A 13,341-nucleotide genomic window follows, 5' to 3' on the forward strand; every position below is an offset into this window, starting at 1 on the left:
GGAATTATGCAAAAACAATAGGATGGGCCGGTTCAAGGGCTGCGTACGAAACTGAACCGCTCCAGGCTGCTGCCTAAAGCAATCCGAGTTCAGAGAGCTCCCGCCGAAGATCGGCGGGCAACTCGGCGGCAGCGCCTAAGCTGTCGAGGTCGCGGGGCACATCGTCTTGCGGCAGATAACGCCAGCCTTGAAAAGGACGCCGAGGCTGGCCGGTGGTTTCGATGACGCTCGGATCGAGAATGAGCCGGCAGCGATGAATACCTTCCGCGTCGGTGAAGGTCTCGATCCCAAGCAGTTTCTGCCTTGCCTGCACCTGTCCTTTGATCACCCAATAGAGCGAGCCGCCGTCCAGCAGCTCCTCGACTCGTTTCGGCACCATGCGTGTCGTATGGGTCGTATGCGGCTCCAGGCCGGCGGCAATGGCGTTCATCGCCCGCTCGGAGACCCATTCGCGCAAATCCTCAATCGAATCCGCGCCGACGCATAATTTGATGAGATGCAAAGCCATGGTGCCGTTGAAGTCCTTTTGGCCGGCAGCGTCAAGCTTTTACATCAGGCGTCCACACTCAGCATTCCACGACATTCACAGCAAGGCCGCCGGTCGAGGTTTCCTTGTATTTTTCGCTCATGTCGTAGCCGGTCTGGCGCATGGTCTCGATGCAGGCGTCAAGCGGTACGAAATGCTGGCCGTCGCCCTTGATCGCGAGCGAGGCGGCGGTGACCGCCTTGACCGCGCCGAGGGCGTTGCGCTCGATGCATGGAACCTGCACCAGGCCGGCGATCGGGTCGCAGGTCATGCCGAGGTGATGTTCCAGCGCGATCTCAGCTGCATTCTCGATCTGCTCCGGCGTTGCACCCATGACGGCGGCAAGTCCCGCCGCCGCCATGGCGGCCGCCGAACCCACCTCGCCCTGACAGCCGACTTCGGCGCCGGAAATCGAGGCATTGTGCTTGATGATCCCGCCGACTGCAGCTGCAGTCAGCAGGTAATTGCGGATGCCGTCCTGATCCCAATCCTCATGGAAATGCTGATAGTAGCGGATGGTTGCCGGAATGACGCCGGCCGCGCCATTAGTCGGCGCCGTCACCACGCGTCCGCCGGCCGCATTCTCTTCGTTGACCGCCATGGCGTAGACGCTCAGCCAGTCATTGGCGAGCAGCGGGTTGATACGGTTGCTGCGCCATTCCTCCTGCAGCTTGTCATGGATGGCGCGCGCGCGCCGGCGCACCTTCAGGCCGCCGGGCATGATGCCGTCGACTTTGAGGCCGCGATCGATGCAGCTGCTCATGGCTGCCCAGATGCGGTCGAGGCCGGCGTCCAGCTCTTCCGCGCTCATGCGCGTTTCTTCATTGGCGCGCTTCATCTGCGCGATCGAGAGGCCGGAGCGCTCGGACATTTCGAGCATCTGCTTGGCACTGGCAAAGGGGAAGGGAACGCGCTCGCCCGCGGCGGCCGGCTTCTTCTTGTCCGCCCGCATCTGCTCCAGTTCCGTATCGGTGACGACAAAGCCGCCGCCGACGGAATAGTAGATGCGCTTGAGGAGCAGGCGATCGTCCTTGTCGAAGGCGGAGAAGCTCATGCCGTTGGCATGGCCGGGCAGCGGCACCTTCTTGTCGAAGATGAGATCGGTCCTGGGCTGGAATTCATAAGCTGGATGGCCCGGCGGCGTGATGCGCCCGCTGCGCTCGACCTCGTCGATGATGCCGTCCATATGGTCTGGATCGACGCTATCCGGCCTCGCGCCCATCAGGCCGAGAATGACCGCCCTGCCCGTGCCATGGCCGATACCCGTGTGGGCCAGCGAACCATGCAGGCTGACCTTGATCGAAGCGACATGCACGTTCGAGGACGGGCGCGGCCATTCGTTCGAAAGCACGAGGTCGAGGAAGCGATTCGCGGCCGACATCGGCCCCATCGTGTGCGAGCTGGATGGTCCCACACCGATCTTGAACACATCGAAAACTGAAAGAAACATGGACCTTTGGTGCCTCCCAGGCAAATCGATTTCCGGCAAGGCTACGCTATCGGGGCAAGCTTGCACGGCGATTGGCCGACATTGGATTTCACGGCAGCGACATTACATATAGGCATTCGGGGAAGCAAACAGAAGGCCATTGCGCACCGTCCGCGCTGCGCTACAGTCCACATCGGATCGATCTGGAGAATCTGCCTTTATGACGACTGCCGACCATGTCGCCCTCGCCCTGTTCATCCTTCTCTGGGTCGCGCTGAACTGGATCACCAGCAGCGCGACATTCTTCAACCGCATCAGCCTGACGCTGGCGATGAACGAGCGCCGGCGCGAATGGATCTACAATTCGCTGCGCCGCGATCTGAAGATGATCGACACGCAGATCCTCTCCGGCCTGCAGAACGGCACCGGATTCTTCGCATCCACCTCGATCTTCGCCATCGGCAGCTGCTTCGCCCTGCTCGGCGCCACCGATAAGGTCAACGCTTTCTTCTCCGACCTGCCCTTCGTCTTCAATAGCGGCCGTACGGCCTTCGAGATCAAGGTCGCGGGGCTTGCCTGCCTTTTCGGCTACGCCTTCTTCAAATTCGGCTGGGCCTATCGTCTGTTCAACTATTGCACCATCCTCTTCGGCTCGTTGCCGATGCGCGAGGAAGCCATTCTCGATCCGCTGGGCGCCGAACGGGCGGCGGATCGCGTGGTGCGCATGAACATCATCGCGGCGCGCAATTTCAATGCCGGCCTGCGGGCGATCTTTCTATCCATCGGCTATCTAGGCTGGTTCCTCAGCCCCTATGTCTTTATGGGCACGACCATCTTCATCATCATCGTGCTGATCCGCCGGCAGTTTTTTTCCGATGCCCGTCTGGCCATTATGGATGCCGATATGCCATGACAAGGCCGCGTCGGCTCTAAGCCGGCGCGCAAGATTTGAGTTCATGCCTGGAAGGACCTCCCAATGGCCGCCATTGCCGAGAGCGCGGACACCTATCAAAAGACGCCTCGGATCGGCATTCTGGATACGGCGCGCGGCCTCGCCCTTCTGGCGATGGCAAGCTACCATTGCACCTGGGATTTCGAGTTCTTCGGCTATCTCGACGCCGGCACGGCTGAAACGGGCTGGCTGAAGCTTTATGCCCGCGCCATCGCCAGCACCTTCCTCTTCCTGGCCGGCTTCAGCCTCGTGCTCGCCAATACGCCGGAGATTCGTTGGCGCTCCTATTGGCGACGGATGGGCATGATCATCGCCGCTGCCGCGGCGATTTCGCTGGTCACCTTCATCGGCCTGCGTGACGAATGGATATTCTTCGGCATCCTGCACGGCATCGCGGCCGCAAGCCTCGTCGGCCTGCTATTCCTGCGACTGCCTGTATTCGCCACCCTTCTCATCGCGGCCTTGCTGACGGTCGGCATCGTCATCGACAATGTCATCGCCCCCTTTTCGCTGCATTCGAGCCTTTTCGATGCGCCGTGGCTCTGGTGGGTCGGGCTCTCGGAAAACATCCAGCGCTCGAACGACTATGTGCCGCTCTTTCCATGGCTGACGCCATTCCTGTTCGGTCTCGGCGTCGCGCAATTGGCCATATCGTTCGGCTGGCTCGATCGCCTGGCGAAATTCGGCCCCGGTCGCAATCTGATCGCCAGCGCCGGCCGGCACAGCCTTATCTTCTATCTGGTCCACCAACCTGTTCTGTTCAGCCTCGTCTATCTCCTGTCGCTGGTGGCGCCGCCGCCGCCGCAGGATCCGACGGTCGGTTACATCAGGCAATGCGTGGCCTCCTGCACGCGGTCGGGCACGGAAACCATGTGCCGCAGCTTCTGCCAATGCACGCTCGACAAGTTGCAGGCCCAGGATCTCTTTAAACCCTTGGAATCCGGGTCGATCAAGGCAGATAGCGATGAACGCGTAAGCCGAATCGCGATACAATGCACGGAACAAGCGCAATGACAGGGTTATTCCATGAATGCCTATCGTTCGAAGTCGCTGAGTTTTCCGTGGCCGCCGCTGCTCTATAGCCTTGCCGTCATTGCAGCGCTTTATCTCCAACGGTGGTACCCGTTGCCATTGCCCTTTGTATGGGCACTTCTTGCCTGGGTGGTCGGAGCCCTTCTGACCATTCTAGCGGTGACCCTGAACGTCTGGGCGGTCAAGACGCTGCTGGAGAGCCGCACCACCGTCCTCACACAACGCTGCACCACCCATCTGGTGACGACAGGCCCCTTCCGTTTCACCCGCAATCCAACTTATCTCGGCTACACGCTGCTGATGGCCGGTATGGGCCTGATGATCGGTAATCTTTGGTTTCTGGCAATGGCAGCAGCCGCAGCAGCAATGACGACCTTGCTCGTCATCCGCTGCGAGGAGATGCATCTCCTGTCACGATTCGGCTGTGAGTTCGAATTTTATTGCAGGCGTACGCGCCGCTGGGTTTGAAACGGGAACTAAAGGGCCGTCCAGCGGTAACTAGTTTCCAACGAAAAAGAAAATGCGACCCATATTCGTTCTCTTGATATAAACCAGATCATTACTGTGTGACACACCGTCTCCGGCGTAGAGCTCAAATTGACGAGACCTTTCTCCGCCGACAGCGTTTTCCAGCTTGGCGGACGTGCTCTCGTCGAGGAAAGAGCAGTCGGGTTCGCTGCACTGAATGCTGACTTCTCCCGACAGATGTTGCGTCGAATCGATAGTCACACTCACTTCAACACGGGCCTTCTGGTCGTCGATAAGCTGACAGGGAGAGTGAACATGGCAAACCTGTTGGCCATAGATCGCGTCCTTCCCGTCAAGCAAAAGGCCATAGGCGACCGGAACATTCGACTGTGCGACGTCGGCGGCAGAACCACCCTCAGGGTTTGCGAGGATAGCCGCAGCGAGTATAGTAACGATTGACGAGATTCTTGTGATCATGCCACGAAATCCCCTGAGAACGCTTGCTTCTATAAAGCGTTCTGGCCGGAACTATGGCTGAGAAATTGGCTACTCACGCCATGATAGAGGTCATCACGTCCCGACGCCGATTTCGGCGAGACGTCCGAGACAGGCCTCTTCGACATTGTCGAGTTCGCTCAGCGTATCGTCGATATCCTTGCGCTTCTGGCGAAGCTCGTCGCGCTTTTCATCGACACGCTTCATCAGCAGCTTCAGCTGACCGATCTCGCCCGGTGGCTCCCTGTAGACCTGAATGATCTCGCGGATTTCAGCGATGGTGAAGCCGATGCGGCGGCCACGGAGGATTTCGGCAATGAGGCGTCGGTCGGCGGGCCGGAACAAGCGTGTGCGTCCTCTGCGCTCGGGTTGAATGAGGCCTTCGTCCTCATAAAACCTCAACGTCCGGGTCGAAACCCCGAATTCCCGAGTAAGCTCCGTTATGCTATAATATCCGTCGACCAAGAATCCGCCCCTATCTGCTGCCCATCATAATATTGACTTTTACGTAATAGTCAATTTTCACTGATTTTGCGGCATGCAGTTTCCAGCAAGTGAAGCGCGTACCATCAGGAAGTCAGCTGTCGCCTCGCGGCTCGCCCGAATCGGGCAGTGGAAATGGGGAAATACCATTATGCACCGATTGCGCCCTTGGTGGCCGGAGGCAGCATCCCCGTCGGAAGAATCACGCTCGCATTTTGCGCAAGACTGGGAAAATCGTCGTCATGTTAAGGGCGTCGTTATGCTCGTCTTCATCGGCCATTCCCGATTGCTCGGTATTTCAGCTCGGATGGCTGAATAGAAAATTGAATAGTAACAATTGGATAAAAGAGAAAGCTGATAAAAAGGATTCAGCTATCGAGACGGTGGCAATGTTGCCACCTCACCCTTATCCTGGGCGGCTATAATGTCCTTTCATCCGACAGAGAGTATCAATGCCCGCCCGCCCCATCATCCGCTTCCCAGATCCGCTATTGCGAACCGCCTGCGCTCCGGTGACTGTCTTCGACGACGACCTGCGAATGCTCGTCGAAGACCTGCTGGATACGATGCGCGCCGCTCCCGGTGTCGGCATCACCGGCCCACATATCGGTCTCCTCAAGCGGGTGGTCGTGATAGAACTCAGCCGCAAGGATGGCGTGCGTGCCTATATCAATCCGGAGATCCTCTGGTCCTCGCAAGAGACCATGCGGCATATGGAAGGCAGCGTTTCCATGCCTGGGGCAACCGAAGAGATCGTCAGGCCCAAATCGATCCGCTTTCGCTATCAGGATGTCTCCGGCGAAGCGCATGAGGCGGAGGCGGAGGATTTTCTCGCCATCTGCATTCAGCACGAGATCGACCAATTGGACGGGATCTTCTGGCTTCAGCGGCTTTCCAAGCTCAAGCGTGATCGCCTTGTAACGAAATGGGAAAAAAACCGGGTCTGAGGTTCACAACAGAAAACGGGCGCCGCGAAGGCGCCCGCTCGATAGAAGGCCTATTGGCGGATCAGCCCTTGAGCTTGGAGTTGCAGAGGCTGTAGTAGCCGCCGCCCTTCTGGATCCATTTCAGGCCGCCGAGCGAATTGCTGGTCTTGGCGGCATTATAGGCATCAACGCAAGTATGGAAGCGACCCTTGCCTGGCGTCTCGCTGGCATATTTCGCGTCGATCTTTGCGGGGAAGGTCACGCCGGCCGGAGCAGCAGCCGTCGGCTTTGCCGGCTCGCTTGCCGGCGGCTTGGTGGCGTCGGGCTCGTTGGCATCGACCTTGGCTGCCGCGGTCGTCTTCGCTGCCTTGGAAGGCGTCGTGGCGGCCGGTGCGGTGGTTGCCGGCGCAGTCGTGGTGGCGCTGGCATCGGCGCTGCACTGCGTCGTGCGGAAGTCGTTCCACTTTTGGCCGTTCAAGGTACCAGCGGTCTTGGCCGCCTGGTATTTGGCGCTGCACTCTTTCATGGTTAGCGCAGAAGCCGAAGAAGCGAGGCCCATCGAGCCTACAACTGTGAGAGACGCAAAAGACATCAACAGAATGGCACGACTAGTCATTGGCATTTCCTCCGCTCTATGACGAATGTCGAAACTATTAATCGTATCGTCCCTATCGATTGTCAATCGACGCGCGATTTCTGGGGCGACGGAAAACACCATATGCGGACGAACATGAACGCAAACTGTACAAAAATAGCCATCAAAAAGAGCGGCTTGGCAGAACCAGCAATCGTTGATGGCAGTCCGCGGAGCGCCGGATTCAGCTGGAGGTAGATAAGGTCGCGATGCCGATATGAACACAATGTCCCTCGATTAACTTGGGCCCTGTTCGGCATCTTCGGGATGATAGAAGCGCCAAGATCTCGCAACGACAGTGCGACGAACCGACGGCGATCAGTGTTTCGCGAGGTGAAGGAGCGATTGTTGGCGCGATATAATCTATCGTGAGATTCGGGCCTTGAAGTGCGGGCACGTCGCCCTACTCTCTTCCTGGCAGTTCCCCTCTCTATGCCCTGGATGCTCTCCCTTCCAGGGCATTTTTCTTGGCTGGCACGCCATGCGGCGAGATGCGTCGGCCAAAATGATTCGCCTTGGGTCCAGAATGAGCCTAGGTTGCCCTATCGCTGGCTACCGAACCCGTAGGCGCCGGCGGCTGGGAGAGATGACACACTCTCGCCTGCGGAGGTCAAGGAGTTCCTACGTGACCTCGCATGACAATCGAGACAATATACTCAGCGATCAGAAGCTGCATGATCTTCTCAAGGCAGAAGACAAGATGGATCGTCTGGAGAGGGCGAAGCTTGGCCCTCGGGATGAGCCTGTAGTGTCCGCCGAAAAAGGTGCCCAGGAGCCTTGCTTGTGAGAGCTCTTTGATCCGTCCGGTTTCGACGCTGAAATCTGAATACCTGCCTGCGTGAAAACGCTGGAGCAGGTCTTACGCGTCGTTGACCGTCTGCCCGAAAACCTGCTCGAAGGCATCGCGAAGGCGGATGTCGACATCGGTCATCATGACCGGCAGGCCGAGATCGATGAGGCTGGTGACGCCGTAAGCGGAAATCCCGCAGGGAATGATGCCGGTGAAATGGCCGAGATCGGGATCGACGTTCAGCGAAAGGCCGTGAAACGTCACCCATTTGCGTACGCGGATGCCGAGCGCGGCGATCTTGTCTTCCGCCACGGTACCGTCAGGCAGAACCGGCTTTTCCGGACGCCTCACCCATACTCCGACTCTATCCTCACGACGTTCGCCGCGCACATTCATCGATTCGAGCGTACGAATGATGACTTCTTCAAGCGCGCCCACGAAGGCGCGGATATCCTGCCGCCGACACTTCAGGTCCAGCATGACATAGGCCACGCGCTGGCCCGGCCCATGATAGGTATATTCACCGCCGCGTCCGGTCGCGAATACCGGAAATCGATCCGGCTCGATGAGATCGGCGGCATCGGCGCTGGTGCCGGCGGTATAGAGCGGCGGATGCTCGACCAGCCAGACCAGCTCCGGCGCCCGCCCCTCGGCGATATCAGCGACTTCCGCCTCCATGGTGGCAACGGCCTCTTCATAAGGCACGAGTACATCGCTGATCCGCCAGCGAACGGGCGGCGTACCGTGAACGGGAAACATCTGGTGAGAAAGTTCGGTGCGAAGCATATGGCAGTCCTTTGCGCACCCGCGGGCCGCACTTGTGGAAATCCTGCGCGCCGACGGGTTGTCCACATATGGCGCTATTCGGGCGGGAATTCAAACATCTAAGGCGTTTCCACCGCATCCGGACGGATACGATCGGAGGAGCTGTGAAGGAATTTAAAAAAACTGACACATCGCTCTTGTGCCCCCCGAATGCTTTTGCTACATGCAGCCGCGCCGGAGAAATCCGGCCTACCACGATGCGGTCGTGGCGGAATTGGTAGACGCGCAGCGTTGAGGTCGCTGTGGGGCAACCCGTGGAAGTTCGAGTCTTCTCGACCGCACCAAAAGAACCCGGCTTAGGCCGGGTTTTTTGTTTTTCAAACAGTGCTTTACGCAAGCGTGTACTCCCCAATGAAACGGGTCGCAGAACACAACGGATATCTCTCCGCGCTGTTGACCACTTGTTCTGTTGAAATCAGCTTTTGTCGATATCGACCGCCCAGTGTCCCAGCCTCATATATTTTCGTATCGTTCAGGGCGTTCATGTTGTTCTCCCGCCTTGCTCAGCAAGAGCCGTTAGGTCTCCATGGTTACTTGACTTCGCGCCGCTCTCTGGCACCGTGAAATTCTTCAAAAATCGGAGGATGCATGACGCCAGAACGCTTTTCCGAATGCCTTTTGCATATCCGCTGGACGCCGATCAATCTGGCGAGCGCCCTGCAATGCGACCTGTCATGGGTGGAGGCAATGGAAGTTGGAAATGCCGAAGTGCCGGCCGGATTGGCAGAGTGGCTGGAAACTCTCGCGCAATGCCATGAGGAGGCTGGCGTCCCGACCACGTATCGCGGACGCGGGCACGACTGAGATCGACGGAGATGAACCTGGAAAACAAATGGCAGTCCGGCAAACAGCGGATAATTCACTCCAAACGGGGGGATTTGAGATGAATGATGATTTTCGCTTGAAGCTTATCAAAATCAGAGGCGAAAAGATCGCCCATCGCAACGAACTGCTGGCGATGAAGATGCAGGGCGCAAGCGCAAAAGGGGGTGCGGAGGTTATCGATCTTGACGGTATGATCGCCCGCGAACAACTCGCGATCGACAACCTCGATGATACGATTGCCCGCCTGAGCTAGAAATGCCCAGCGCCGCGCTCAATGCGCCACATCCTTGCTGAGATTGCGCAGCCTGATCTGATGATCGAGACGTTCGAGTTGTTGAGTCGTTGTTTCGATCAGCCGGCCGATTTCCTGATAGGCCGCGCGTAGCCGCGAAAGCTCGTTTCGGACAGCTTCCAATGCGCGCTCGTCGCTATCCTCTCCAGGACCATCGCCCGCCCCGGTCATCAACCATGCGGGGGAAACATCGAAAAGAGCCGACATCTTCACCAGAGCGGAGGAATTTGGCTCGGCGCGATCGGATTCCCAGGCAAGCATCGTCTCTTCGCTGACGCCGAGTTGGCTCGCCAGTGTTTCGAGGCTGATGCCGGCGGCATCGCGGGCCATGGACAGGCGACCACCCAGGGTATCGTCGCCCTCATCCGAAAAAACGGTCGTCTCTTGTTCGGATTTGAACATCGGTGCGATCCTTTTCTTGGCTGCGCCGGCGAATTTTTGTGCGGCGCATTTATGTTTTAGCCGTTTCCGAAGGCAGAGATAGGTCTAAGGGCGTCATCCCGCCATTGCGATCCGTCCCAAATGGAAAAGTGTGACGTTTTGCGATGGCTGTCTTCGCGCATTGCAATCCGCTTCCGATCGCGCCTTGATTGCATGCCCTTCCTGTGTTTGATGAACGTGATGACCGTCGCTCCCGCCGTTTCCGCACAGCAAAATCCGCTCCGAGGCATGACGATCATGGCAAGCGCCATGATCCTGCTGCCGACGATGGACGCGATCGCCAAATACATGGCGAGCTTCGAAGGCATGTCGCCGGGTCAGGTGACCTTCTATCGTTTCTTCTTTCAGATTGTCTGCATGCTGCCGCTGCTGGTGACGACAACCGGGCGGTCGGCTTTCTCGGCAAAGCGCCCCTGGATGAACCTCCTGCGTGGCGCGCTGCATGGTGCCGCCAGCCTGCTCTTCTTCGCAGCGGTCAAATACATGCCGCTCGCCGATGTTTTCGCGATCTATTTCGTCGAGCCATTCATGCTGACGGCCCTTTCAGCACTGTTTCTAGGCGATAAAGTCGGCTGGAGGCGCTGGCTGGCGATCGTCATCGGCTTCGTCGGCGCGATGATCGTGATCCAGCCGAGTTTCGAGATCTTCGGATTGAAGGCGCTGCTGCCTGTAGCCTGCGCCTTCCTCTTTGCGCTCTATCTGTTCATGAACCGCGCCGTCGGCGAGGCGGATTCGCCGTTGACGATGCAGGTTATGGCCGGCGTAGGCGGCACGCTGTTCATGGCATTCGTGCTCTTCGCCGGCGCTTCGGCCGGCATTGGCGATTTCGAACCTTCCCTGCCCGCCTCTGCACTCGGCCTCGTGCTTTTGCTGATTCTGGGATCGATTTCAGGCTATGCGCATATGCTTGTCGTTCGCGCCTTCCGGCTGGCACCGCTCTCGCTACTCGCCCCGTTCCAATATTTCGAGATCATTTCCGCCACCGTCCTCGGCTACGCGATCTTCGGCGATTTCCCCAATCTTTCCAAATGGATCGGCATTGCCATCATCGTTAGCTCCGGTCTTTTCATAATCTGGCGGGAGCGCGCGCAGTCCCAATTGGAAAAAACCGCATGAGCACCGATATCTTCGCATGGACCGGCCATGCAATTTATGGCTAAAACACTGACTGAATAGAGTATTTGGGCGGAGATCGCATGTTCAAGAAAATCCTGATCGCCAATCGCGGCGAGATCGCCTGCCGTGTGATCAAGACCGCGCGCCGGATGGGTATCTTGACGGTTGCGGTCTATTCCGATGCCGATCGGGACGCATTGCACGTCGAAATGGCCGATGAATCAGTCCATATCGGTCCGGCACCCGCAGCCGAAAGCTATCTCGTCGCCGAGAAGATCATCGCCGCCTGCAAAGAGACCGGCGCCGAAGCGGTTCATCCGGGTTACGGCTTTCTTTCCGAGCGTGCCGCCTTCTGCGCGGCGCTGGAGAAGGAAGGCATCGTCTTCATTGGCCCGAAGCCGAAGGCGATAGAGGCCATGGGCGACAAGATCGAATCGAAGAAATTCGCCAATGCCGCCAAGGTCTCCACCGTTCCGGGCCATCTCGGCATCATCGACGACGCCGATCATGCCGAGCGGATCGCCGGCGAGATCGGCTATCCCGTCATGATCAAGGCCTCCGCCGGCGGCGGCGGCAAGGGCATGCGCATCGCCTGGAGCAAGGACGAGGTGCGCGACGGGTTCGAGCGCGCCCGTTCGGAAGCGAAAAACTCCTTCGGCGACGACCGCGTCTTCATCGAGAAATTCGTCGTCGATCCCCGGCACATCGAGATCCAGGTGCTGGCCGATGCCCATGGCAACGTCGTCTATCTCGGCGAGCGCGAATGCTCCATCCAGCGTCGGAACCAGAAGGTCGTGGAAGAGGCGCCCTCGCCGTTCCTCGATGGAGCGACGCGCAAGGCGATGGGCGAGCAGTCCGTGGCGCTGGCCAAGGCCGTGGATTATCAAAGCGCCGGTACGGTCGAATTCATCGTCGATCGCGACAGGAATTTCTACTTTCTCGAAATGAACACCCGCCTGCAGGTCGAGCATCCGGTGACGGAGCTGGTGACCGGCATCGATCTCGTCGAGCAGATGATCCGGGTTGCCGCCGGCGAAAAGCTGCCATTCAAGCAGACGGATATTGCGCTCAACGGCTGGGCGATCGAAAGCCGCCTTTACGCAGAAGATCCCTATCGCAACTTCCTGCCCTCGATCGGCCGTCTGACGCGCTATCGCCCGCCGCGCGAGACGAGGACGGAAAAATCGGTCGTCCGCAACGACACCGGCGTCTTCGAAGGTGCCGAGATCTCCATGTACTACGATCCGATGATCGCCAAACTCTGCACTTGGGCGCCAACCAGGCTGGAGGCGATCGAAGCGATGGGCGAGGCCCTAGATGGCTTCGTCGTCGACGGTATCGAACACAACATGCCATTCCTTTCCGCGCTGATGAAGCATCCGCGCTGGCGCGAGGGTCGTCTCTCCACCGGCTTCATCGCCGAGGAATATCCCGACGGCTTCGCGCCCGTGACGCCGGATGAAGACCAGGCCGCCCTGCTTGCGGCAGTCGCCCTTTCCTGCAGCCTGACCGAATCCAATCGCCGCGAGCGTTATGCCGATCGCTTGCGCCCTGCGGCTGGCCCATTGCCGGAGAACTGGATTGTCAAGCTCGACACCGATTATCTGCCGGTGGCGCTGCTCGAAGGCGTGGTGACCATTCCTTTCGAGATGGACATGCAGGTGGGCGGCAAGACTGTGACCGTTTCAACCGACTGGCGTCCCGGCGATGCCGTTTGGGCCGGCACCGTAGGCGGCCGCAAGCTGACCGCCCAGATCCGCACCGTGCTGAACGGTTTGCGCATAGATTGGCAGGGAATTTCCGTCAGAGCCAAGATATTCACCCCGCGTCAGGCTGAGCTCGACAAGCTCATGCCGGTCAAATTGCCGCCCGATACGTCGAAGCTGCTTCTCTGCCCCATGCCCGGCCTGGTCGTCGCCATTGCCGTTGCAGAGGGACAGGACGTCAAGGCCGGCGAGACGCTGGCCATCGTCGAGGCGATGAAGATGGAAAATGTCCTGCGCGCCGAACGCGACCTGGTCGTCGGCAAGATCAACGCCAAGCCGGGCGAAAGCCTCGCCGTCGATGCCGTGATCATGGAATTTGCCTGATCCGGATATAAGTATCG

Annotated in this window: 15 protein-coding genes and 1 tRNA gene; 9 read left to right on the top strand and 7 right to left on the bottom strand. The window is 58.8% G+C overall.

The window, feature by feature from the left end:
• Nucleotides 1-73: 73 nt before the first annotated feature.
• Both CCGE531_RS10245 and CCGE531_RS10250 read right to left on the bottom strand, forming a co-directional pair.
• Nucleotides 74-508, bottom strand: coding sequence for a DUF1489 family protein (locus CCGE531_RS10245; protein ID WP_120664061.1), 435 nt, complete (start codon nucleotides 506-508; stop codon nucleotides 74-76).
• A 58-nt stretch (nucleotides 509-566) separates the two neighbouring features.
• Nucleotides 567-1,976 (bottom strand): L-serine ammonia-lyase, encoded by a 1,410-nt coding sequence (locus tag CCGE531_RS10250; RefSeq protein WP_120664062.1) that lies wholly within the window; start codon nucleotides 1,974-1,976, stop codon nucleotides 567-569.
• Nucleotides 1,977-2,175: 199 nt separating this feature from the next.
• Between CCGE531_RS10250 and CCGE531_RS10255 the strand changes: the two genes are divergently transcribed.
• The 3 genes from CCGE531_RS10255 to CCGE531_RS10265 all read left to right on the top strand — a co-directional run bounded on the left by CCGE531_RS10255 (nucleotide 2,176) and on the right by CCGE531_RS10265 (nucleotide 4,407).
• On the top strand, nucleotides 2,176-2,868 hold the full coding sequence (locus tag CCGE531_RS10255; protein ID WP_120664063.1) for a DUF599 family protein: 693 nt from the start codon (nucleotides 2,176-2,178) through the stop codon (nucleotides 2,866-2,868).
• A gap of 63 nt (nucleotides 2,869-2,931) precedes the next feature.
• On the top strand, nucleotides 2,932-3,921 hold the full coding sequence (locus CCGE531_RS10260) for a DUF1624 domain-containing protein (protein ID WP_120664064.1): 990 nt from the start codon (nucleotides 2,932-2,934) through the stop codon (nucleotides 3,919-3,921).
• A gap of 12 nt (nucleotides 3,922-3,933) precedes the next feature.
• Complete coding sequence (locus tag CCGE531_RS10265) at nucleotides 3,934-4,407, top strand: isoprenylcysteine carboxylmethyltransferase family protein (RefSeq protein WP_120664065.1); 474 nt, start codon at nucleotides 3,934-3,936, stop codon at nucleotides 4,405-4,407.
• Nucleotides 4,408-4,437: 30 nt separating this feature from the next.
• On the opposite strand, the gene CCGE531_RS10270 is transcribed toward CCGE531_RS10265, so the two are convergent.
• The gene (locus CCGE531_RS10270) at nucleotides 4,438-4,884 is read right to left on the bottom strand and encodes a hypothetical protein (protein ID WP_120664066.1); all 447 of its coding nucleotides are present in this window, start codon (nucleotides 4,882-4,884) and stop codon (nucleotides 4,438-4,440) included.
• 93 nt (nucleotides 4,885-4,977) lie between these two features.
• Nucleotides 4,978-5,367, bottom strand: a complete 390-nt coding sequence (locus tag CCGE531_RS10275) for a MerR family DNA-binding transcriptional regulator (protein WP_120664067.1) — start codon at nucleotides 5,365-5,367, stop codon at nucleotides 4,978-4,980.
• Nucleotides 5,368-5,837: 470 nt separating this feature from the next.
• On the opposite strand from CCGE531_RS10275, the gene CCGE531_RS10280 reads away from it, so the two are divergent.
• The gene (locus CCGE531_RS10280) at nucleotides 5,838-6,332 is read left to right on the top strand and encodes a peptide deformylase (RefSeq protein ID WP_120664068.1); all 495 of its coding nucleotides are present in this window, start codon (nucleotides 5,838-5,840) and stop codon (nucleotides 6,330-6,332) included.
• 61 nt (nucleotides 6,333-6,393) lie between these two features.
• On the opposite strand, the gene CCGE531_RS10285 is transcribed toward CCGE531_RS10280, so the two are convergent.
• Entirely contained in the window at nucleotides 6,394-6,927 is a 534-nt protein-coding gene (locus CCGE531_RS10285) for a hypothetical protein (protein WP_120664069.1), read from the bottom strand.
• An 877-nt stretch (nucleotides 6,928-7,804) separates the two neighbouring features.
• Nucleotides 7,805-8,521, bottom strand: coding sequence for a lipoyl(octanoyl) transferase LipB (gene lipB / locus CCGE531_RS10295; protein ID WP_120664071.1), 717 nt, complete (start codon nucleotides 8,519-8,521; stop codon nucleotides 7,805-7,807).
• Between the two features lie 238 nt (nucleotides 8,522-8,759).
• Between lipB and CCGE531_RS10300 the strand changes: the two genes are divergently transcribed.
• The 3 genes from CCGE531_RS10300 to CCGE531_RS10310 all read left to right on the top strand — a co-directional run bounded on the left by CCGE531_RS10300 (nucleotide 8,760) and on the right by CCGE531_RS10310 (nucleotide 9,638).
• A tRNA-Leu gene (locus CCGE531_RS10300) sits at nucleotides 8,760-8,844 on the top strand.
• A 304-nt stretch (nucleotides 8,845-9,148) separates the two neighbouring features.
• Nucleotides 9,149-9,364 carry a hypothetical protein gene (locus CCGE531_RS10305; RefSeq protein ID WP_120664072.1) on the top strand — a complete coding sequence of 72 codons (216 nt, stop codon included), beginning with the start codon at nucleotides 9,149-9,151 and terminating at the stop codon, nucleotides 9,362-9,364.
• Nucleotides 9,365-9,392: 28 nt separating this feature from the next.
• A complete protein-coding gene (locus tag CCGE531_RS10310; protein WP_162943885.1) occupies nucleotides 9,393-9,638 on the top strand; it encodes a hypothetical protein in 246 nt (81 codons plus the stop codon).
• A gap of 18 nt (nucleotides 9,639-9,656) precedes the next feature.
• Here the strand turns inward: CCGE531_RS10310 and CCGE531_RS10315 are convergent, their stop codons facing one another.
• The gene (locus CCGE531_RS10315) at nucleotides 9,657-10,079 is read right to left on the bottom strand and encodes a helix-turn-helix transcriptional regulator (RefSeq protein WP_120664074.1); all 423 of its coding nucleotides are present in this window, start codon (nucleotides 10,077-10,079) and stop codon (nucleotides 9,657-9,659) included.
• 219 nt (nucleotides 10,080-10,298) lie between these two features.
• Here CCGE531_RS10315 and CCGE531_RS10320 point away from each other — a divergent pair, with 219 nt between their 5' ends.
• Together CCGE531_RS10320 and CCGE531_RS10325 are read left to right on the top strand one after the other, a co-directional pair.
• Nucleotides 10,299-11,234 carry a DMT family transporter gene (locus CCGE531_RS10320; RefSeq protein WP_120666691.1) on the top strand — a complete coding sequence of 312 codons (936 nt, stop codon included), beginning with the start codon at nucleotides 10,299-10,301 and terminating at the stop codon, nucleotides 11,232-11,234.
• A gap of 80 nt (nucleotides 11,235-11,314) precedes the next feature.
• Nucleotides 11,315-13,324 carry an acetyl/propionyl/methylcrotonyl-CoA carboxylase subunit alpha gene (locus tag CCGE531_RS10325; protein WP_120664075.1) on the top strand — a complete coding sequence of 670 codons (2,010 nt, stop codon included), beginning with the start codon at nucleotides 11,315-11,317 and terminating at the stop codon, nucleotides 13,322-13,324.
• Nucleotides 13,325-13,341: the final 17 nt, after the last annotated feature.

It is taken from the genome of Rhizobium sp. CCGE531 (genome assembly GCF_003627795.1).
Taxonomy (GTDB): Bacteria; Pseudomonadota; Alphaproteobacteria; order Rhizobiales; family Rhizobiaceae; genus Rhizobium.